This window comes from uncultured Microbacterium sp. (assembly GCF_947489255.1).
Taxonomy (GTDB): Bacteria; Actinomycetota; Actinomycetes; order Actinomycetales; family Microbacteriaceae; genus Microbacterium; species Microbacterium phycohabitans.
This window is the reverse complement of sequence record NZ_CANLCY010000001.1, coordinates 773,055-793,058: the sequence shown is the minus strand read 5'-3', so window position 1 is coordinate 793,058 and position 20,004 is coordinate 773,055. Positions and strand designations below refer to the sequence as shown.

Genomic DNA, 20,004 nt, shown 5'->3' with positions numbered 1-20,004 from the left:
ATCGCGGCGGACGAGCACCCGCCGCATGGTCAAATCAGGCGGTTCGGGATGCCGAGGCGGCGAGGTCGAGGTCGCCCTCGGCGATGCGGCGCACCACGTCGATCAGCAGTCGTCGTTCGACGGGCTTGATGCGCTCGTGGAGGCTGTCTTCGTCGTCGCCGGGGAGCACGGGGATGCGCTCCTGGGCGAGGATCGGGCCGGTGTCGACGCCGGAGTCGACGACGATGACGCTCGCCCCCGTCTGCTCGACGCCCGCGGCGAGCGCGTCGCGCACACCGTGCGCACCGGGGAACTCGGGCAGGTAGGCGGGGTGGGTGTTGATGATGCGCGGCTCCCACGCGGCGACGAGGTCGGCCGGCAGCAGGCGCATCATGCCGCTGAGCACGACGAGGTCGGGGTTCCAGACGGCGAGCTGCTCACCGAGTTCCGCCCCCCACTCCTCGCGCGTCGCGAACGAGCGGAAGGGAACGAGGAAGGTCGGGATGCCGAAGTGCTCGGCGTGCGCGAAGCCCTCGGCCTCGCGATCGGCACCGACCGCGACCACGCGCGCCGGGAAGTCGGGGGCGGCAGCCGCCTCGAGCAGGGCGCGGAGGTTGGAGCCGGCGCCGGAGATGAGGACGGCGACCGTGAGCACGGAGGTCAGTCTACGCAGGTGCGCCGGAGCCCGCCGAGCCCGGGCGCCGGGCTCGCGAGGGCGGGTTCCGGGAGACCCCGCCGAGCGCGGGCGCGGGGCCGGTGCGGGCAGGTTCCGATGGGTGCCCGTGGCGCGCCGGGGCGCACGGCCTCGACGCAGCGCGAGACGACGGAGCCGCTCCGCGCGTATCTCGGGCTCGGCTCAGCGGCGGTGTTCGTCGTCGCCCGGCTCGGCCCAGGCGGCGCGGATGCGCGCCCGCACCTCGTCGTCGACGGCGGAGGTGTCGGCGTCGTCGGGTCCGCCGTAGGCGCGGGGCCACACGTCGTGCGCGATCCCGGTGCCGGGGGCCGACACGGCCGGGGTGGGACCCGTCGCGTGCTCGTCGCGGTCGAACGGCACCTGTTCGCGCGGCGTGAACGAGAACGCCGGAGAGTCGTCGCGACGCGGGGCGGAGACCTCGGCGTGATCGGAGCCGGCGCCGAAACGCGGGCTCAGCAGAAGGATCGCCAGCCCGACCAGCACCTCGAGCCCGAGCGCCAGGGCCAGCGGACCGGGCTGCGGGCCCGTGTCGGCGAGCCGTCCGGGCCCGATCGCCCCGGCGGAGGCCAGCGCGGCGAGCGCGCCGACCCCACCGGTCAGCACCGCGACGGCGAGGGCCACGACCAGACGCGGCGCGAGCGGTTCGGGTTCGACGGTCGACGGCATCCGCGATCGCAGGATCCACCCGGTCAGCGCACCGACGCCCACCGGCAGCAGCACGAGCAGCAGAAGCCACGACGACGTCGAGTCGGGCACCGCGCCCAGCACCGGGATGCCGGGGAGCGCACCGACCTGCGTCGCGGCGGGCGTGACGGCGGTGTCGGTGCCGAGCGCGAACCCCGGCCCCGCCGTGAAGGCGACCGCCCACAGCACGAGGGTCGGCAGGTAGACGAGCTGGCCGAGGGCGATGACGGTCGCGCCGATGCCGTCGGCGTTGCTGGCCTGGTAGAGCCCGATCACCTGGGTCGATCGCGCGATGAGACCGGCGACCACGACCACGCCGCCGACGGCGACGAGGCCGAGCGTGGTGAGAGCGAGCCCGCGCAGCACGAGGCCGGGCACGGGCGCCCAGGCGGCCGGCATCCGTTCGATCCGATCGCGGACGGCGTCGACGGGTCCGTCATCGCCCACCCGCCAGGCACCGATGACCGCCCCGATGAACGACGGGACGAGGAACAGCAGCGCCGGCAGCAGGATGGCGAGCCACGTCTCGGATGCCACGAGGTCGGCGTTCGCGGTGAGCGCGACGATGCTGGCCACCCCGGTGAACACCAGTGATCCCGACAGCCAGCCGGTGAGTGCTGCGCCGGCCTCCCCCGCGCGGACGCCCGACCGGGCGGCGAAGAGGGCCGTGAAGGCGGCGAACGCCAACGGGGCGAGCGAGAGGGTGAAGGTGGCGAACGACGGGTCGATGCCGGTGGCGGCGAGGTACGCGTCGGGCAGGGTCACCGTCACGGGGACGAGATGTCCGAGATGCCAGACGGCCGCCGAGGCCGGCCACAGCGCGCCCCAGTCGGGGGCTCCCAACCCGAAGACCCACAGCAGGGTGAGGGGGGCGAGCACGACGGCGATGCCGCCCGCGGCGGCCAGGACGGCGTCGAGAGCGGCCAGGAGGGCGACGAGGAGACGATGCATGGGCGAGTGCGACCCTACCCGCGCCGCCCCGGAGCGCCGCTGAGGCGCGGCGGCGATGCGTGTGCACGAGGGGGTCCGCGGCGCTCAGCAGTGTCGAACGTCCACGACACGCCGCATCCCGCGCGGCGCAGCGGAGAGTCGTGGACGCTCGAGGGGGACGGCTCAGTCCCCGGGGACTCAGTCGACCGGCTCGAGGACGAACAGCTCGATGCGCCGCTCGGTCTTCTTCTGGTACTCGTCGTAGTCGGGCCAGACCTCGGTCGCGTAGCCCCACCACTCCTCGCGCTCGGCACCCTCGGCCTGGTGCGCGTCGTACTCCTTCTTCACGTCGCCGTCCTGGAGGGCCACGCGGGGGTTCTTCACGAGGTTGTAGAACCACGCGGGATGCTCCGGAGCACCGCCCTTGGATGCCACGACGGCGTACTTGCCGTCGTGCTCGACGCGCATGAGGGCGGTCTTGCGCAGGCCGCCCGTTTTGGCGCCGACGGTGGTGAGGACGATGATGGGAACGCCCCGCATGTCGGCGGACTCCTTGCCCCCCGTGGCTTCGAACGTCTCCGCCTGCTGGCGGGCCCATTCGCTGGTGCTGGGTAGATACTCTCCTGAGAGTGACATAGCTCACACGATACGTCGGCGTCTCCCCCTCCGGTCCAGACCCCTCCCCCTGTTTCCTCCCCTGTTTCCTGGAGCCTTCATGAGCGCTTCCGCTCCCGAGACCACCGCCGCCCCCGCCCCGAAGAACCGTCTCGACCGGTTCTTCGAGATCACCGCCCGCGGCTCCACCGTGAGCGCCGAGGTGCGCGGCGGCGTCGTCACGTTCGTGACGATGGCGTACATCGTCATCCTGAATCCGATCATCCTGTCGGGCACCCCCGACGTGTCCGGCAACGCCCTCGGGTTCCCGCAGGTCGCTGCGGTGACCGCCCTCACTGCGGGTGTGATGACCATGCTGTTCGGTCTGGTGACGCGGATGCCGTTCGCCTTCGCCGCGGGCCTGGGCATCAACTCGTTCCTCGCCGTCGGCATCGTCGGCGAGGTCACCTGGCCCGAGGCGATGGGCCTGGTCGTCATCAACGGCCTCATCATCGTGCTGCTCGCCGTCACGGGCCTGCGCCGCATGATCTTCGAAGCCGTGCCCCTGGCCCTGAAGACCGCGATCACCGTCGGCATCGGCCTGTTCATCGCCTTCATCGGCTTCGTCGACAGCGGCCTCGTCACCTCGACCGGCCTGAACTCGCCGCCGGTCGGCCTGGGCGTCGGCGGGTCGATCGCGACGATCCCCACGGCCCTGTTCGTGCTGACCCTCGTCATCACCGCCGTGCTGCTGGTGCGCAAGGTCAAGGCCGCCCTGTTGATCGGTCTTCTCTCCGGAACGGTGATCGCCGTGATCGTCGAGGCGATCATGGGCCTCGGCGCCAAGGCCGACGGCAACCCCGGCGGCTGGGGCCTGAGCGTGCCGACGCTGCCGTCGCAGTGGGTGAGCCTGCCCGACCTGTCGCTCGTCGGTCAGGTCGACCTCGCCGGATCCTTCGGCCGGATCGGCGCCCTCGCCGCCCTCATGCTCGTCTTCACGCTCGTGTTCACGAACTTCTTCGACGCGATGGGCACGATGACCGGCCTCTCGCGCGAGGCGGGCCTCGCCGCCCCCGACGGCACCTTCCCGCGCCTGCGTTCGGCGCTGGTCATCGAGGGCATCGGCGCCGTGGCCGGAGGCGCCACCTCGTCGTCGTCGAACACGGTGTTCATCGAGTCGGGCTCCGGCATCGGCGAGGGCGCGCGCACGGGCCTGGCGAATGTCGTGACCGGTGGACTGTTCCTGCTCGCGATGTTCTTCACGCCGCTGACGAGCATCGTCCCGACCGAGATCGCCGCCGCGGCCCTGGTCATCGTCGGTGCGCTGATGATGGCCCAGATCCGCCACGTCGACCTGAGCGACATGTCGGTGCTGATCCCGGTGTTCCTCACCGTCACCGTCATGCCCCTGACGTACTCGATCGCCAACGGCATCGGCGCGGGCTTCGTCAGCTGGGTGCTGATCCAGGCGCTGTCCGGCCGCGCCCGCCGGGTGAGCCCGCTGCTGTGGATCGTCGCCGCCGGCTTCGTCATCTTCTTCGCCCGCGGTCCGGTGGAGGCGCTGCTCGGCTGAGCGTCGTGCGTTGGAGGGGCCCGGATGCCACGGCATCCGGGCCCCTTCTCGTCGCTGCCGCGGTGGCGCGCCGCGCCCCGAACGGCGAGAAGACCCGAGATTCCCCGGATGACCCGCCATGGCGACGACCCGCGGGCGGTCTCGGAAGACCCGGGTCATCTCGGCGCCGGGCTTCGCCCGTCGGCCGCCCAGCCGCCGCGGTGGCCGCGGGAGCCTGCGGTCCTGCGCGGGTGGCGGACCGTCGCGCGGGCACCGGAAGCGCGGCCCCGGGCACGCGAAAGGGCCCGGATGCCGTGGCATCCGGGCCCTCAGAAGCGGAACGTCAGAGCGCTTCGATGATCTCGCGCATCAGCGACGCGGTCTCGGACGGCGTCTTGCCGACCTTGACGCCGGCGGCCTCGAGGGCCTGCTTCTTCGCCTGAGCGGTACCGGCCGAGCCGGACACGATGGCGCCGGCGTGGCCCATCGTCTTGCCCTCGGGAGCGGTGAAGCCCGCGACGTAGCCGACGACCGGCTTGGTGACGTTGGCCTTGATGAAGTCGGCGGCGCGCTCTTCGGCGTCTCCGCCGATCTCACCGATCATGACGATGGCCTTGGTCTCGGGGTCGGCCTCGAACGCCGCGAGGGCGTCGATGTGCGTGGTGCCGATGACCGGGTCGCCGCCGATGCCGATGGCGGTCGAGAAGCCGAGGTCGCGCAGCTCGAACATCATCTGGTAGGTCAGGGTGCCCGACTTCGACACGAGGCCGATCGGGCCCTTGCCGGTGATGTTCGCGGGGGTGATGCCCACGAGGGCCTCGCCAGGCGTGATGATGCCGGGGCAGTTCGGGCCGATGATGCGGGTCTTCTCGCCCTTCGACTTCGCGTACGCCCACGCCTCGGCGGTGTCGCCGACGGGCACACCCTCGGTGATCACGACGAGGAGGGGGATCTCGGCGTCGATGGCCTCGACCATCGCATCCTTCGTGAAGGCGGGGGGCACGAACGCGATCGACACGTCGGCGCCGGTCTCGCGCATGGCCTCTTCGACCGAGGCGTAGACGGGGAGCTCGACGTCGTTGCCGGCGGCGTCCTTGTGGGTGACCGTGGTGCCGGCCTTGCGGGCGTTCACGCCACCGACGACCTGCGTGCCGGCCTTGAGCATGAGGGCGGTGTGCTTCGTGCCTTCGCCGCCGGTGATGCCCTGGACGATGACCTTGGAGTCCTTGTTGAGGTAGATCGACATTTCTCTCTGTCCCTATCCCTTACGCGTTGGCCAGTTCGGCGGCCTTGTCGGCGCCCTCGTCCATACCGGCGGCGAGAGTGACGAGCGGGTGGTTGGCGGCGGCGAGGATCTCGCGACCCTCTTCGACCTGGTTTCCGTCGAGGCGGACGACCAGCGGCTTGGTCGCGGTGTCGCCCAGGATCTCGAGGGCCTTCACGATGCCCTCGGCCACGGCGACGCACGAGGTGATGCCGCCGAAGACGTTGACGAAGACGCTCTTGACCTGCTCGTCGCCGAGGATGACGTCGAGGCCGGCGGCCATGACGGTCGCCGAGGCGCCGCCACCGATGTCGAGGAAGTTGGCGGGCTTGACGCCGCCGTGCTTCTCACCGGCGTAGGCGACGACGTCGAGGGTCGACATGACCAGGCCCGCGCCGTTGCCGATGATGCCGACCTGACCGTCGAGCTTGACGTAGTTGAGGTCGTGCTGCTTGGCCTTGGCCTCGAGCGGGTCGGCGGCGTCCCTGTCTTCGAGCTCTTCGTGCTCGGGGTGACGGAAGCCGGCGTTCTCGTCGAGCGAGACCTTGCCGTCGAGGGCGATGATGTCGCCGTCTTCGCTCTGGATGAGCGGGTTCACCTCGACGAGAGTGGCGTCCTCGCCCTTGTAGACGTTGAAGAGCTTCACGAACACGTCGGCGACCTTGGGCGCCAGCTCGTCGTCGAACTTCGCGGCCTTGGCGATCTCGAGGGCCTTCTCGGGGGTGATGCCCTCGAGCGGGTCGACCTCGACGCGGGCGAGCGCCTCGGGACGCTCGACGGCGAGCTCCTCGATCTCCATGCCGCCCTCGACGCTGGAGAGCGAGAGGTAAGAGCGGTTGGCGCGGTCGAGCAGCACCGAGAAGTAGAACTCCTTGGCGATGCGGGCGCCGGCGGCGACCATGACGCGCTTGACGACGTGACCCTTGATGTCGAGACCGAGGATGGCCTGGGCCGCCTCGAACGCCTCGTCGGGGTTCTTCGCGACCTTCACGCCGCCGGCTTTGCCGCGGCCTCCGGTCTTGACCTGAGCCTTGACGACGACGACACCACCGAGCTTCTCAGCGGCCGCCTTCGCCTCCTCAGGGGTGTCGGCGATGATGCCGGCGAGCACCGGCACCTCGTACTTTTCGAACAGATCACGTGCCTGGTACTCGTAGAGATCCACGGACAATCCTTCGCTGGGCGATCGGTGGTGGGAGGAGGCGAAAGTCTCTTGATATCAAGAGATCTGTGCCAAGCGTCCACCCTACCGGACGGGGGTGAAACCGCCCGACCCTTGTCCCTTCGATGGGAGGGGGTGCGGATGCCGCTGTGCCGGCGGGAGCGAGGTGTGAGCAGTGCGACGCGACAATCGAGTTCGCGCTCACGTGCCCGCCCGCGTCGTGACCTGATCCGTCCGCTCGCTCCGCCTTGGCCGCGCCGGCTCACTTCTCCGGACTCCGCCCAGCGCACCACGTCGCTTCGGCCTGCGAGGTTCGTTTTTTGAGCCGCGCCGTGAGGCACGAGATGACCGCTTCGGCGAGAGGCCCCCGGGCGTCGAGCCCTGTTGGCCGGTCGCCGGGGCACCGCCCCCGCAGCCCTCGGCAACCTTTCGCCCCGGCAGAGGACGCTGCCCGCACCACGAGACGACGATGAGCACGAGGGCCCCGCCCGACAGCAGGCCATCGGCGATGCCCGCCGGGAGCATGAAGATCATGAGAACGAGGGTGACGAGGCACATCACCGCAGTCACGACGAGACCCCATAAACGGTTCCGAAGAATACCGACACCCCCGAGAACCCGAAGGACGCCGAAAATCCCGCTCATGACCATGAGGAGATAGAGGTTGTCTTGGAAGTATCGCAAGGCGAAGTGGAAGTGTTCGCCGATTCCGCTCTCGTCTACGTCCAGCATGACGAGGACCGGCATTGCGAGGAAGGCTCCGACCTCCATCACCGCTCCCTGCGCGATCACGAGCCACGCCGCGACGCGATACTGCGCACTCAGTCGACCTCCGTCATCGAGCAGATCCCGCCCGGGGGGCTGCGGTCGTGCAGTCATGGGAGGAGAGCCGAAGTGGATTGCCGCATACCCGGATGCTAGGGACTGCTCATCTCGTTCCCCCTCGTCGCCTCGCCTCACGCCGTTCATTCCGCGATTCCCCCGCGCCACCTTCATCCATGGGTGAGATGGGCGGGGAGCGCACCTCACTCCCCGGAGAGCATCGCGCGAGATCGGCGCGACACCGCCAGCGACCAGACGTAGCCTCCGTTCGACTCGGATGAGTGAACCCACCAGGATACGTCGGCGCTGAGCTGCCACCCCGAGCCCGTCGCGAAGGGAATCGGGATGAGGTCGACCCCGAGGAGGGGCACGGGACGGGTGGCCTTCCAGATCGCCTCGGCTTGAGTCCATTGTCGAGCGCTGCGGATGGGCGATGCGCACCACCGACTCGCGGCGCGGAAAGCGGCAGGCCGCTGACGGTCGGTCCGCTCGACGTCGATGCCGCAGGGGAACGCGGATCGACTGACCATCGCACGACCCGGAGTTGCCGTTGTACTCCAGTGCATTCCGCATCCCGGACACACCCACCGTCCGCTCGCCGCGGCGTGGGGTCTACAACGCCCTCCACCCTCGCAAGGCGTCACCTTCACGATCTCTCGCAGGACGCGTGAAGCAGACGGTTCGAGCAATCGGCCGAGCGCGTCGGTTGGAGAGGGACGGGCCTCGACGGACCACACCGCCGCTTTCAGACCCTCAGGCGTCGCGAGACCGAACGACGACGGACTGATAGCTGCCTCCCACCTCGTACGACGAGACGATCGCCCGCCTCGGTAGTGAACGGCCCGGGCTCGCTCGCGCTTTTCGATCGAGGGCGCCGTCGTCCGTCTCCTCGCTCATCCAGAGCGCGTGAGCGACACCGAGCAACGCCGACGAGGCCCCCGCGTCGCCGAAGATCTCCTTGGGTGCCGAGAGGACGGCCGAACTCAGACCGGCATCCCGGACCGCCGTCGTCTCGGTGTCGTCGATCGCAGCGCGACCGCACGCCGCCGAGACGACGACGTCCACGTCGCACGCGGCGACTCCTGCGTCGACCAGAGCACTCCGGAACGACCGCGACCAGCCGTCGCTCGAGGCCTCGAGTCGTCCCGGGCCACTCGCGTCCCCGGTCATGCCGAATCCCTCGATCCATCCCATCGTCTTTTCCTGCGGAGCCGTCGCGGCCGCCTCCAGAAGAACGGCCACGCCGGCTCCGCCGAAGACCTTGCCCGAGTTCCGGAACGGGAGACAGCGTTCCCGCGAGAGGAATCCATCGATACGCGCGTGCGCCGCCAGCATCGCCACGGGCGCCTCGTCCGCCGAGAGCACCATCATCCGGTCCGCCGCTCCGCGCTGGATCAGACGGGTGGCGAAGTGAAGCGCGGAGATGCCGGACGTCCCGCCCGCGCAGATCGTGGCCGTGGGTCCCTGAAGCCTGTTGAGCAGGGCGACGTGGCCACCGGCCGCGTTCATCACGGTATTCGGGAAGAGACGCGTGTTGCCGGACCCTGTCTGGATGAGTTCTCTCTGAAAGGCCTCCACCGTGGACAGGGGGCCCGTTCCGGTGGCGAAAATCAGCCCCGTCCGCGAGGCTTCGTCGCGGCTCAGCTTGCGCTCGCGCAGCAGGTCCGCCACCACGACCGCGGCTCGGCGTCCGAGATTGTCGATGCGTCGCAGCATCTGCGGGTTCACACCGCGCGTGAGGTGCTTTTCCGGGATCTCCGCAACCGGGAAATCGCCATAGCCCTCCAGCGTGACCCGTTGCGTTCCGTACGCCGGCTTCCACGCCCGGAGGAGGGCTCGCACGTCGGCCGAGTCTTTCGCATCCGCCGCGATGGCTGCGGTACCGGTGATGACGACGGGGCGCTCCGTCGACGCAGACGACTCCCCCCGAGCAGCGGGGTCGTCGCGGGTGAGCAGAAGGGATGCGTTGTTGCCGCCGAACGCGAAGGAGTTGGACAGCGCCGCTGACAAAGCACCCGTTCGTCCAGCCGCGGGGACGATATCGAGGCCATGCGGCGCGTCCATCGCATCGGGCGGAACGACCGTCGGGGGGAACACGCTGTCACGAAGCGCGAGCACGGCCGTGACCGCTTCCACGGCTCCGGCAGCGCCGAGCGTGTGCCCGATCATCGACTTGGTGGAGCTGAGGGGAGGCGGGTCGGACGGACGCAGCTGAGCGATGGCCCGCGTCTCCGTGCTGTCGTTCGCGGGTGTGCCCGTGCCGTGTCCGTTCACGTAGTCGACATCGTCGGGCGACAATCCGCCCATGTCGAGCGCGGCTCTCATCGCGCGAAGCGCACCCCGCCCGGTGGGATCCGGAGCGGTGGGGTGGTGCGCGTCCGCGCTGAGGCCATAGCCCCGGACCACGGCGAGAACGGGGATGCCGCGCGCCTGCGCCGCAGCCCGCCTCTCGAGCACGACGACGCCGGCCCCCTCGCCGAGGTTGAGACCGCTGCTGCGCGTGTACGGGGCGCAGTGCAGGGGGTCCAGCGCCTCGAGGCAGGAAAAGCCGCCGAACGAGAAGTAGGCGAGAGGATCGACCCCTCCCGCGATCACGACATCCGCGTGCCCGCTCTCGATGAGTTCCACGCCGTAGGCAATGGCGACCGCCCCCGCAGCGCATGCATTCGACTGCACAGTTCGAGGTCCGGTGTAGCCGAATTGCTCCGCGATGTAGTCCGCGACCGAATGGAGAGGATATTGGCGGAGGAGGCTCGCGTCCGCACGTCGCAACCCCTCTTCGAGCCACTGGCGGTGAAAGGCCTCACCGGAGCGTGCGCCACCCAACGATGTACCGAACGAGATGCCCACGCGCTCCGGTGCATAGTCGGCCGCCGCGAGACGGGCACCGGCGACGGCCTCCTCGGTCGCATCAAGCGCCATGGCATGGCATCGGTCGACCCTACCCCGCCCGGCTCGGCGCGGCACAGTGGCCTTCCAGTCGGAACCCCCGGGCAGTTCCCCCGCGAGTTGCGAGATGAAGCCGTCGGCGTCGACCGACGTCACACGGGAGATGCCGGAAGAACCTGCTGTGATGGCGGCCCAGCTTCGCTGGGCGTCGAGGCCGACAGCCGCGAGCAACCCGACCCCGGTGACGACGACGTCGGAGGCGATCATCCGATGGTCTCGGTCCAGGAGACGGGCTGGACCGCCGGCCGCGACACTGTTCGGATCGTCCGACCGTCGGCGGTCAGCTCCAGCCCGGGGACGTCGAAGGGGGTATCGAGCAGGGCGAGGGCATAGCCGCCCTCGCCGTCGATATCGGCCGCGCAGAGATGGATGCGACCCACCGTCACCCCGCCGGCCTCGACCGCGCTTCCACGCTCGAGGGAACGGGTCGCTCGAACGGCAACGAGTCGGCGTTCAGGCGGGACGGCGTGACCGGCTCCACGGTACGGGTCTTCGCGACCGACACCCGCCGCCCACCCGGCCCCCGCCTCGGGCACGGTGATGCCGTCGAACTGGTCGGGCACCACCGGATGGTTCACCTCGATCCGCGCCCGGAGGAGAGCCTCGGGGCCGACGAATGCACCCCCGACCTGGGCCAGTCGGGGCCGGAAAACGTCCATGAGCACTCCCGGGCCCACATTTGCGACGACGACGTACCCGTACTCGGCCGTCGTGCCGGTTCGCGCGAGAAGCGCGACCGACGCCCCCGGGATCTCGACGGGCTGCCATTCGTTCAGGAGCAGGGTCGCGATATCGTCTGCGGCGAGTCCACCGACGACTTCCCACGAGCGGGGGCCCTCGATGGCGAGGACTCCCCAGCCGGTGAGGACGTCGACCGTCACATCGTGGATTCCGAGCGAGAGCGCGACCGCGCGCATGTCCTCGCCGGCATCCGGGCGATGCTCCGAAATCACGAGGGTGCGGTCCTCATCGAGAACGGCGAGCACGAAGTCCACGACCCGGCCATCGTCATCGAGCACGAGCGAGTCGACGACCGATCCTGGTTGGGCGAACTCGGTCGGCCGGGCGATGACGTGCGACAGAAGGGCGCCGCGGCCCGCACCTCCGATCGAATGGATGGTCGTGCCGCGCGCGTAGGCGCCCGCGGTTCGACGAAGCGAGAAGTACTCCGAGCTCGTGGACATGATTCTCCTTGAAAGGTCGTCGGTCGAGTTGTCTGCGTCTGCGAAGGGGACGACCGCGGTCATGACGCCTCCCACCGGAAGCGCCACACCGTCGCCGTGGGCTTCGAGGAGAGTCGCGAGTAGGCGGCGATCAGCACGCCCTGCGGGGTGGAGCGGATCAGAATCTCGGGAGAGGCTCCGCACACGGGTGCGAGGTGAAGCCACCCCTGGTCCATGTGGAAACCCGCTTCCCGCGTCCACGTGCGCCACGGTCCCGGGGACACATCCAGGTCGACCCGCCCACCCGCCGCGTCTGCGACCGCGACCCGCTTCACCTTGGCGAGCATCAGGAAGACGACGGCCTCCTGCTTGCGTTCCTCGGCGCGGGCGCTCACCCGCAGGCCCAGATCGGTGGTTCCCTCGAACGTCACCAGGGACCATCCCGCCTCGTCGCATTCTCCGCCCGCCTGAAAGGGGACCCGGGCGTCGTCCGTCGGCCACACCGCACCTCGATCGCCATCCGTGCGATCCGGTTGTGCGCACACCCAGAGCGCCGTCGAGACTGTCGTGAGTGGACCGATCGACCGCCGGGAGGGGAACGGCGACGACACCACGGTGAGGCTGTCGCGAGTCCACTCCACGAGCCCGGCGTCCGGCGCCACCGTGAGCGTTCCTGCGTCCGTCGTCGTGCGGATGACGTCGGCCAGGGCGCGCCGCGAGCGCCGCCACGTGTCGATCACTCGACAGTCGCTTTCCGTCCATTCGAAGGCGGAGCGCGCGGCCGCCGTCAACGCCAGGTCGTACCCCGCCGTCCCCTCGCCCGAAAGGCGGACCAGGTGCCCTCCCTCGAGCCGTATCCTTCGTCCCCGAAGACGCGTCGCCGCAACGGTGATTCCCGAAAGTCCGTCGCTCCAGACGACCTCAGCGCCATCGGCCGGCCAAGAGCTCGTCGCGTCAGCGGCCGCCTCGAAGTCCACGCGATCGACGGGCCACCGCCCGCGCACAGCGTGGGCGGAGTGCACCTCCGTGCCGTCGCGCAGGAGAGTGAGGTGCGCGACGCGCAACCCCAGGCGGGGGTAACTCACCACCTCGCTCGCGTCCCGACTCGTCGCTGTCACCCGTACCCCGGACGGGAGGAACTCCACGACGCGCTCCACGTCGCCGTCGTCGATGCGCCAGCTGTCGACAGCCATGTCGACCACCACGGGACGCGAGAGCGGTCGCCGCGGACCCGCGGCCGACGCCCCTGCGACCGGATGCGGGTCGGCGACAACGGGACCGAGGTGAGCCGGATGCGAGACGACGAGGGCACCTCGGTCATCGACGGCCACCGTGAAGTCCCCGACCGCCCTCGACCTCGTGACATGGGTGCGATGCGCACCGTCGTTGTCATCCGGCGGCACGAAACCCGGTGCCGGGGAATCGTTCACAGAGAGTGCCAGAAGCGCGGCGTCGTTCACACGGCCGGTCGCGCTGACGAAGAGGCCGGGAAGCTCGAACTCGTAGCGGATCGCGTCGACGCCCTTCGGACGGCGGACGATTCCACTGTTGACGGATTGTGCGCGGGAGCTCCGGATGGAGCGCCAGTTGCGCTGACCCCCACCGAGCGATCGACCTGTCCAGGTGGCCGCATTGTTCATCAGATCAGCCGTCACCCCGGGGAGCACACTGACGAGCTCGACGTAACCGTCCTCATCCGGGGTCATCCCGTCGAGGGCTCTGAACCCCACACGGACGTAAAGAGGAAACGCGCGGGTGTTCGCCGGGTCGACCTCGACACGCAGACCCCGGACTCCTGAGGCGACCAATCGGTCGAAGGAATCGGTGAAAAGGCGCCCCGCCAGCATGCCCGTCCGATGGCTCGGCGCGATCACGAACATCCCCGCGAAGAGCTGACCCGCCGGGGCCACCCGACGTCCCGACATCGCCGCGTAACCGATGGTCGCGACGATCTTGCCGCGCTCCTCCGCGACCAGGAAGAGACGCACACCGCGCTCGCGGAACACGCCTCCGAGCCATGCTCCCGTCAGGGCACCACTCGGCGGGCCATAGGCATTCCGGGCGAAGAACTCGGCAACGCGGTCGAGGTCGTCCTGCGCGGTGAGTTCACGGATCTCGGCGGTCACGGGGCGCTCTCAGACCGCGGCCCGGGCGATCGCGAGAACACCGCTCGCGACGACTCTGCCGGCGACGGTGATCTCGACGGCAAACTCGGTCAGCGCGCCGATGGATGCGCCGGCTCGCGCCGTGATCTTCATCTGGTCGCCCGGGACGACCAGCGCGAGGAACTTGAACCGCTTGATCGACGCCAGATACCCCAGAACCGGCCCCTGCTCGTCGGACGAGCCGATGAGCCCGCACAGCTGCGCGGCGACCTCGACCATATGGACGCCCGGGTAGATCGGGTTGTCGGGGAAGTGGCCGGCGAAAACCGGATCGGAGATGGAAACGTTCTTGGTTCCGACGCCGGAGATACCGACCTCGAGGTCGTCGACACGATCGAGCAGCAGGAAGGGATGCCGGTGGGGAAGCCGCCGGGCGATCTCACCGGGCTCGAGCGCGGCACCACGTCGTGCGCTCACGGCACTCGCGCCTGTTCGATGAAGTCGGCGATGGCGTTGATCGAACCGAAAACGAAGGTGTCGTCGTCGGTGATGTAGACGCCGAAGTTCTCGTCGATCAGACTCACGATCTCGAGCGTGTCCAGCGAGTCCAGTTCGAGCCCACGTCCGAAGAGGGGCTGGTCGTCATCGATGAGCGTCGCGGCGATGTGTAGCCCCAGCCCCTCGGCGATCAATTCTTTGACTCGATCGTTCAACGCCCGTCGGGCGATGGCACGCTGCGTCACTTCTTGGTAGTCCATGTTCACTCTCCGTGGGCAGGTCTCAGGCGGTCAATCCGCCGTCGACCGAGATGATCTGTCCGGTGATGTACGAGGCGTCATCACTGAGAAGGAAGCGGGCGAGGGATGCCACTTCGCGCGGTTGCGCCATCCGGCGAAGGGGTACCGCGTCGACGAGTCGCGCAAGATCCCCGCGCGGCATCCGACGGACCATGTCCGTGTCCGTGAAGCCAGGGGCGACCGCATTGACGCGAATGCCGACCGCCGCACCCTCCCGCGCGAGCGCCCGGGTCATCGCATTCACCGCCCCCTTGCTGGCGGAGTAGTTAGCCTGCCCCACCTGGCCGCGCAAGCCGGACACGGAGCTCATGAAGACCAGGGATCCCCCGGTCCGACGCATCGCCTTCAGCGACTCTCTGGCGACCAGGAACGAACTCGTGAGGTTCGTCTCGACGACGGCGTTCCATGTCGCGAGGGACATCATCGGCGTGAGTCCGTCACGCGTCACTCCGGCGTTCGACACGACTCCCGCGAGCCGAGGATGCTCGGCGCGGACAGTTCGGAACAGCTCTCGAACATCCTCCTCAGATGCCACATCGGCTTGCACGGCCGACGCAGAGCCCCCTCGGTCCGCCACGGTCCGCACGACTTCCGCGGCTTCGTCAACGGCACGTCGGAAGACCACGACGACGTGCCATCCCGCGTCGGCGAGCGTCTCGACGCACGCTCGGCCGATTCCCCGGGAACCACCCGTGACGACGACGCTCCGCTCAGGCTGCATGAGCTGCGTTCCGGAAGCCGTCGTCGACGATAGTCGCGCCGTTCGCGACGGCCTCCCCCCGCCATAGACGAGTCAGAGTGTGACCGTTGCCGAGGATGACGGCACGGCATCCGCTCTCGTTCGCGACCGCGGTGACCAGATCCCATCTCACGGTTTCACGAACTCCACTTCGCACGTCCTTTTCGATCTCGTCGGCTGTATGGAGGAGTCGCCCGGAGAGGGCCGAGAGCAACGGCGTGCGCGGCTCGCGGAACGGCAGGGCCGCCACTTCCGAGGCCCATCGCTCGACGATCGGATCCATGAGCGAGGAGTGGAACCCGTGGCTCACGTCGAGGAGACGACAGCGCGAGCCGAATCGCGCTCGCGCTTCGGATATCGCTTCTCGCGCTCCGGAGAGCACGATCTGCCGCGCGCTGTTGATGCAGGCGATGTCCAGCCCCGACGATGAAGCGGCGCGGGCGACGTCGTCGCGAGCCCGGTCGGAGGTGACCGCGACGGCGAGCATGGCCCCCGCGCCCGGGGCCGAACCCATCAGCTGACCCCGGGCGCGCGCGAGCCGGATGCCGTCGACGAAGGTGAGGGATTCCGCGGCGATCGCCGCGGCGAGCGCCCCGACGCTGTGGCCCGTGACCCATCGCACATCGGCGGGAGGGCGAGACACGGCCTGCCACGCCCGCATCGCAGCGACGGCGAGCAGAACGATGGCGGGCTGGGCGTACTCGGTCGCCGTCAGGGCATCGGCGGAGGTGCCCCACATCACCTCCCGCATGTCGAAACCGAGCGCGTCCACGGATTCATCGAAGGTCGCTCGTGCGGCGGGGTGCCGAGCGACGAGCTGTCTTCCCATTCCCTGGGTCTGACTCCCCTGGCCGGGGACCGCGAGAAAGGTCCCGCGCATCAGCGGATCCGCCGAGCAAGCTGACGCGCCCCCAGGGCAGCGAACACGACGAAGACCGCGACCAGGACGCCGGCTGCGAGGCTCGCCGTGACATCGAAGTCGCCGACCTTCGCCGAGATGCCGTAGAACGTCTTGACCGCGTCGACCGCCGGACCGGTGTCGCCGGCGAGTGCTGTCAGCGCCTGCGCGGTCATGGGCTCGCGGATCAGCATCGCCGACTGCGCGAACGGGAGCGCATTGATGCCGTTCACGATGGCGTCCGGGAGCGTGCCCACGGGGATGTACGCCCCTGCGAGGAAGCCGATGACGGTTCCCACCACGGTCGACAGCGCCGCGAAAGCGCCGGAACTGCGCAAGAAGGTGACGACGAAGCTCGACAACGCCGCGAAGGCCAGGCTCGACAGAGCGACGTATCCGAGCGTCTCCCCCGCCTCGCTCGCGGTCATCATCGAATCGCCCTGCGTGAGGAGGTAGACCTGCCCGACGACCAGGATGACCAGGGTCATGGCGAGCGAGATGAGAAAACTCGACAGAAGGTACCCCAGGATGAGCTCGACGCGGCGGATGGGCGACACCAGGAAGTCGCCGAAGCGTCCGGTCGCTCGGTCGTCGACGAAGACCGCCAGGGCGGCCAATGCCGTCGTCAGGGTCGTGATCATGGTGATCCCGGCGAACACCCACGCATTCACGAACCAGTGGATGTCCCCGGTCTCCGCGTTCGGAAAGCGCTTCGTCAGATTGTCGACCTGCAGATTCCCGAGGAAGAGCGCATACAGCGCGATGAGGATCAGCGCGGACAGGAGGGAGAAGAACACCCCGGCGCGGTCGCGGAAGAACAGGCGCAGATTGCGGCCCGTGAGGATCGAGACCGTTCTCATGCCGCCCGCCCTCCGGTCACGTTCAGGAAGACGTCGTCCATCGTTCCGTGGCGGAACTCGAAGTCGGTGACCTGTGGCGCCTGGATGAGCTCCCTCGCCTGCTCCACCCGGTCGACGGGTACGCGCACGACGTCGCCGCTGTGCTCGCCGACGACGTCCCGCGCGTCGCACTCGGCCAGGAAAGACGAGACGTCGGGCGTACGTACGGTCAGCACGCTGCGGCTGAAGGAGGACCGGAGGTGGGCCGGAGTTCCCTCGGCCATGATCCGTCCCTCGGAGATGATGCACACCTGATCGGCCCGTTCGGTCTCCTCCATGTAGTGGGTCGTGAGGAAGACGGTCGTCGAGTGGTCTGTGCGCAGCTGGCCGATCGCCGACCAGATCTGCTCGCGCGACTGGGGGTCGAGGCCCGCGGTGGGCTCGTCGAGGAAGACGACGCTCGGGCGGTGGACGATCGCGCGCGCGATGTCGGCTCGGCGCTTCTGTCCGCCCGAGAGCACGCCGTATCGACGATCCAGGAAGTCTTCGAGGCCGACGAGCTCCGCCAGCTCGCCGATCCTCGCCGAGGCCTCGCGCCGCCGTAGCCCGTAGAAGCCCGCTCTGATCGCCAGGTTCTCTCGGACGGACAACAGCGGGTCCAGGAGCGATTGCTGGAAGACGGCGCCGATCACCTCTCGGACCCCGTACGGGTCTTCCACCGCGTCACGGTCCTGCACCTGGATCGTGCCGGAGGTCGGACGCAGGACCGTCGTGATGCAGCCGATCGTGGTGCTCTTGCCTGCGCCGTTCGCTCCGAGGAACGCGAAAAGCGACCCCGTGGGTACATCGAAGGACAGATCTCGAACGGCCTCGAACGTGCCGTAGCTCTTGCGGAGGTGTTTCACCTGAATGGACATGATGAGCTCCCGCTCGCTATGGGGTGTGACAAGAGACCGAGGACCGGCGGTCGCGCCGCGCGCGAGGGCACCGGCATCAGTCGCCTCGCGAGATCGGGCACGCATCCCGGCCGGGGACGGCGGTGGCGCACGTGCCCTGGCTCGGGAACATCCGATCGGTGGTCAGCCCCCTCCGCGCCCCCTCCGCGAGGAACTCCCGGACGGGCATGTCCGCCGTTCGGAGCTCGGCGTCGGCCCCTCGCCCGACCTCGGCGTGGCCGTGCTCGAACGAGGCGTTTGATCGCCGATTTGTGCGCATGTGTGAATGCTAGCCAGTCATTTTTGGCTTCCTCAAGCCATTTCACCCGCTCATCGCGACGAGCCACTCCCCTACGCTGAGCACATGGCTCGCACGAGAAAGACGCCGCACCCGTTCGACAAACATCTGGGTGCCGCGATCCGGAGTGCGCGGGCGCGACGCGATCTCAACAGGGAGACGCTCGCCGCCCGCACCGGCATCCCTCTGTCCAACCTGAAACGACGCGAAGACGGGGTGAACGAGACGACGGTCTCCGAGCTCGAGCGCATCGCCGCCGCCCTCCGGGTCTCCGCGCGGGACATCGTCGACATGGCCCTGCAGGACTACGGCGCAGACGGACGGACGGGTCCGAGCAGTCCACAAGACGGTCTGCAGAAGCTCCTCGCGTCGGTGTCGGAACCCCCTCGTACCCTCGAGGAAGCGGACGCCGTGATCTATCTCGGCCACGTCGCTCCTGGTCGACGCGACGCCGCCAACACCGACGATCGGATCGCCGCGACGGATTGAGGGGAACGGTGACGGAACTCCTGCGCATCGCACGTCAGCTGGGCGTGAGCGTCTGCGAAGCCCACCTGCCCGAGCCGTACCGAGGCTTCTACGACCACGAACGACGCCGAGTCGTCTACGACGCCCGACTCACTCCCGTCGAACGTTCATGCGTGATCGCGCACGAACTCGGACACGCCTTCCACGATCATCGCGGAGCCGGCGACCTCGAAGCCGAGGCCGCCGCCGACGTCTTCGCCGCCCGGATCCTCATCGACCCCGGGCGTCTCGCTCAGCTCGAGGCCATCGGACTGAGCGGAGCCGAACTCGCCGAGGAGCTCGGCGTCAGCGTCAAGCTGCTCCGCGTCTTCGCGGAGAGTCACGTCACGCGCATGCGGGGCATCGCCTCCTCGCGTCCGCGGCTGGGGCAGGAGCAGTTCCTGCACGCCGTCCGGTGAGCGGTTCGGCCTCGGGGCCGGTCGGCCGTCCGGGGGTCGGCAGCGAGAAGGATTTCGCCGTCTCTGCCGTGTCCGGCCCACTCATTTCGCGGGGGGTCCGAAGGGGCGATGCGCCCGGCGCGTGACCACGAGTCAGCTCACTGCTGCGCGGGACCCCGGCCGCCGCGTCAGATCCACCGCTATCTGCACCCGCCGACCGCGAGCATCGAGCCCGAGCCGACGCTCGACGTCGACCAATCCGCGGTGGAAAGCGGTGACGGGGGCCTCCTCGACGAAGCCCGCGGCGGCGTAGAAGGGGGCGTTCCACGGGACGTCCGCATAGGTACGAAGCGTCATCCGCTCGTGGGCACGCTCTCGGGCCACCCGCATCGCGGCGACCAGCAGCCGCCGGCCCCAGCCGCGGCGTGAAGACATGGGATCGACGGACAACTGTTCGAGATGACACAGTCCCGCGACCTCCGTGACGTGCGCGAATCCGACGACCGTGCCCCCTTCGCCCACTGCGACGAGAACGAACCCCGGCCCCGCCACGCGTGCGGTACCCGCCTCCGCGGCGGGCCAGTCCGCGGGGGCGAGGCGGTCGATGAGCAGACGGTCGGCATCGTTCTCGATCCGCTCGATCGCGCCCGCATCGGCGGACGAGGCGAACCGCACCCCTTCATCCCCGTCGACCC

General features: G+C 69.2%; 19 protein-coding genes. 3 read left to right on the top strand and 16 right to left on the bottom strand.

Annotated elements, in window-relative coordinates; genetic code table 11:
* Positions 1 to 34: 34 nt before the first annotated feature.
* The 3 genes from purN to Q0818_RS03815 form a co-directional block, all read right to left on the bottom strand.
* Positions 35 to 634, bottom strand: coding sequence for a phosphoribosylglycinamide formyltransferase (gene purN, locus Q0818_RS03825; RefSeq protein ID WP_298871615.1), 600 nt, complete (start codon positions 632 to 634; stop codon positions 35 to 37).
* 201 nt (positions 635 to 835) lie between these two features.
* Positions 836 to 2,308, bottom strand: coding sequence for a DUF6350 family protein (locus Q0818_RS03820; RefSeq protein WP_298871612.1), 1,473 nt, complete (start codon positions 2,306 to 2,308; stop codon positions 836 to 838).
* Between the two features lie 177 nt (positions 2,309 to 2,485).
* Positions 2,486 to 2,923: a nitroreductase family deazaflavin-dependent oxidoreductase gene (locus Q0818_RS03815; RefSeq protein ID WP_103206611.1), complete on the bottom strand. Its 438-nt coding sequence runs from the start codon at positions 2,921 to 2,923 to the stop codon at positions 2,486 to 2,488.
* A gap of 79 nt (positions 2,924 to 3,002) precedes the next feature.
* On the opposite strand from Q0818_RS03815, the gene Q0818_RS03810 reads away from it, so the two are divergent.
* Positions 3,003 to 4,454: an NCS2 family permease gene (locus Q0818_RS03810; RefSeq protein ID WP_298871609.1), complete on the top strand. Its 1,452-nt coding sequence runs from the start codon at positions 3,003 to 3,005 to the stop codon at positions 4,452 to 4,454.
* A gap of 322 nt (positions 4,455 to 4,776) precedes the next feature.
* On the opposite strand, the gene sucD is transcribed toward Q0818_RS03810, so the two are convergent.
* The 12 genes from sucD to Q0818_RS03750 all read right to left on the bottom strand — a co-directional run bounded on the left by sucD (position 4,777) and on the right by Q0818_RS03750 (position 18,088).
* On the bottom strand, positions 4,777 to 5,679 hold the full coding sequence (gene sucD / locus Q0818_RS03805) for a succinate--CoA ligase subunit alpha (RefSeq protein WP_298871605.1): 903 nt from the start codon (positions 5,677 to 5,679) through the stop codon (positions 4,777 to 4,779).
* Positions 5,680 to 5,698: 19 nt separating this feature from the next.
* Positions 5,699 to 6,862, bottom strand: coding sequence for an ADP-forming succinate--CoA ligase subunit beta (gene sucC / locus Q0818_RS03800; protein ID WP_298871602.1), 1,164 nt, complete (start codon positions 6,860 to 6,862; stop codon positions 5,699 to 5,701).
* 198 nt (positions 6,863 to 7,060) lie between these two features.
* Positions 7,061 to 7,630 (bottom strand): hypothetical protein, encoded by a 570-nt coding sequence (locus Q0818_RS03795; protein ID WP_298871599.1) that lies wholly within the window; start codon positions 7,628 to 7,630, stop codon positions 7,061 to 7,063.
* Between the two features lie 804 nt (positions 7,631 to 8,434).
* A complete protein-coding gene (locus Q0818_RS03790) occupies positions 8,435 to 10,837 on the bottom strand; it encodes a beta-ketoacyl-[acyl-carrier-protein] synthase family protein (RefSeq protein ID WP_298871596.1) in 2,403 nt (800 codons plus the stop codon).
* The gene (locus Q0818_RS03785; protein ID WP_298871594.1) at positions 10,834 to 11,814 is read right to left on the bottom strand and encodes an aminomethyl transferase family protein; all 981 of its coding nucleotides are present in this window, start codon (positions 11,812 to 11,814) and stop codon (positions 10,834 to 10,836) included. The genes Q0818_RS03790 and Q0818_RS03785 overlap by 4 nt, the downstream gene beginning before the upstream one ends.
* 59 nt (positions 11,815 to 11,873) lie before the next feature.
* A complete protein-coding gene (locus tag Q0818_RS03780; RefSeq protein WP_298871592.1) occupies positions 11,874 to 13,919 on the bottom strand; it encodes a GNAT family N-acetyltransferase in 2,046 nt (681 codons plus the stop codon).
* A 9-nt stretch (positions 13,920 to 13,928) separates the two neighbouring features.
* Positions 13,929 to 14,375: a 3-hydroxyacyl-ACP dehydratase FabZ gene (gene fabZ / locus Q0818_RS03775; protein WP_298871590.1), complete on the bottom strand. Its 447-nt coding sequence runs from the start codon at positions 14,373 to 14,375 to the stop codon at positions 13,929 to 13,931.
* Positions 14,372 to 14,656: an acyl carrier protein gene (locus tag Q0818_RS03770; RefSeq protein WP_298871587.1), complete on the bottom strand. Its 285-nt coding sequence runs from the start codon at positions 14,654 to 14,656 to the stop codon at positions 14,372 to 14,374. Before Q0818_RS03770 ends, fabZ begins: the two co-directional genes overlap by 4 nt.
* A 22-nt stretch (positions 14,657 to 14,678) precedes the next feature.
* On the bottom strand, positions 14,679 to 15,416 hold the full coding sequence (locus tag Q0818_RS03765) for an SDR family NAD(P)-dependent oxidoreductase (protein WP_298871584.1): 738 nt from the start codon (positions 15,414 to 15,416) through the stop codon (positions 14,679 to 14,681).
* Entirely contained in the window at positions 15,406 to 16,314 is a 909-nt protein-coding gene (locus Q0818_RS03760; protein ID WP_298871578.1) for an acyltransferase domain-containing protein, read from the bottom strand. Before Q0818_RS03760 ends, Q0818_RS03765 begins: the two co-directional genes overlap by 11 nt.
* Complete coding sequence (locus Q0818_RS03755; RefSeq protein WP_298871574.1) at positions 16,314 to 17,192, bottom strand: ABC transporter permease; 879 nt, start codon at positions 17,190 to 17,192, stop codon at positions 16,314 to 16,316. The genes Q0818_RS03760 and Q0818_RS03755 overlap by 1 nt, the downstream gene beginning before the upstream one ends.
* On the bottom strand, positions 17,189 to 18,088 hold the full coding sequence (locus tag Q0818_RS03750) for an ABC transporter ATP-binding protein (protein WP_298871572.1): 900 nt from the start codon (positions 18,086 to 18,088) through the stop codon (positions 17,189 to 17,191). Before Q0818_RS03750 ends, Q0818_RS03755 begins: the two co-directional genes overlap by 4 nt.
* A gap of 382 nt (positions 18,089 to 18,470) precedes the next feature.
* On the opposite strand from Q0818_RS03750, the gene Q0818_RS03745 reads away from it, so the two are divergent.
* Positions 18,471 to 18,893 (top strand): helix-turn-helix transcriptional regulator, encoded by a 423-nt coding sequence (locus tag Q0818_RS03745; protein WP_298871571.1) that lies wholly within the window; start codon positions 18,471 to 18,473, stop codon positions 18,891 to 18,893.
* An 8-nt stretch (positions 18,894 to 18,901) separates the two neighbouring features.
* Positions 18,902 to 19,330, top strand: a complete 429-nt coding sequence (locus Q0818_RS03740) for an ImmA/IrrE family metallo-endopeptidase (RefSeq protein ID WP_298871569.1) — start codon at positions 18,902 to 18,904, stop codon at positions 19,328 to 19,330.
* Between the two features lie 132 nt (positions 19,331 to 19,462).
* Here Q0818_RS03740 and Q0818_RS03735 read toward each other — a convergent pair whose 3' ends face one another.
* Positions 19,463 to 19,984, bottom strand: coding sequence for a GNAT family N-acetyltransferase (locus Q0818_RS03735; RefSeq protein ID WP_298871567.1), 522 nt, complete (start codon positions 19,982 to 19,984; stop codon positions 19,463 to 19,465).
* Positions 19,985 to 20,004 lie beyond the last annotated feature (20 nt).

Bases quoted from the DNA above. Each gene is read 5' to 3' on its own strand.
- Q0818_RS03820 (WP_298871612.1), bottom strand. From the start codon at position 2,308: ATGCATCGTCTCCTCGTCGCCCTCCTGGCCGCTCTCGACGCCGTCCTG.
- Q0818_RS03815 (WP_103206611.1), bottom strand. From the start codon at position 2,923: ATGTCACTCTCAGGAGAGTATCTACCCAGCACCAGCGAATGGGCCCGC.
- Q0818_RS03810 (WP_298871609.1), top strand. From the start codon at position 3,003: ATGAGCGCTTCCGCTCCCGAGACCACCGCCGCCCCCGCCCCGAAGAAC.
- sucD (WP_298871605.1), bottom strand. From the start codon at position 5,679: ATGTCGATCTACCTCAACAAGGACTCCAAGGTCATCGTCCAGGGCATC.
- Q0818_RS03795 (WP_298871599.1), bottom strand. From the start codon at position 7,630: ATGGAGGTCGGAGCCTTCCTCGCAATGCCGGTCCTCGTCATGCTGGAC.
- Q0818_RS03790 (WP_298871596.1), bottom strand. From the start codon at position 10,837: ATGATCGCCTCCGACGTCGTCGTCACCGGGGTCGGGTTGCTCGCGGCT.
- Q0818_RS03785 (WP_298871594.1), bottom strand. From the start codon at position 11,814: ATGTCCACGAGCTCGGAGTACTTCTCGCTTCGTCGAACCGCGGGCGCC.
- Q0818_RS03770 (WP_298871587.1), bottom strand. From the start codon at position 14,656: ATGGACTACCAAGAAGTGACGCAGCGTGCCATCGCCCGACGGGCGTTG.
- Q0818_RS03765 (WP_298871584.1), bottom strand. From the start codon at position 15,416: ATGCAGCCTGAGCGGAGCGTCGTCGTCACGGGTGGTTCCCGGGGAATC.
- Q0818_RS03760 (WP_298871578.1), bottom strand. From the start codon at position 16,314: ATGCGCGGGACCTTTCTCGCGGTCCCCGGCCAGGGGAGTCAGACCCAG.
- Q0818_RS03755 (WP_298871574.1), bottom strand. From the start codon at position 17,192: ATGAGAACGGTCTCGATCCTCACGGGCCGCAATCTGCGCCTGTTCTTC.
- Q0818_RS03750 (WP_298871572.1), bottom strand. From the start codon at position 18,088: ATGTCCATTCAGGTGAAACACCTCCGCAAGAGCTACGGCACGTTCGAG.
- Q0818_RS03745 (WP_298871571.1), top strand. From the start codon at position 18,471: ATGGCTCGCACGAGAAAGACGCCGCACCCGTTCGACAAACATCTGGGT.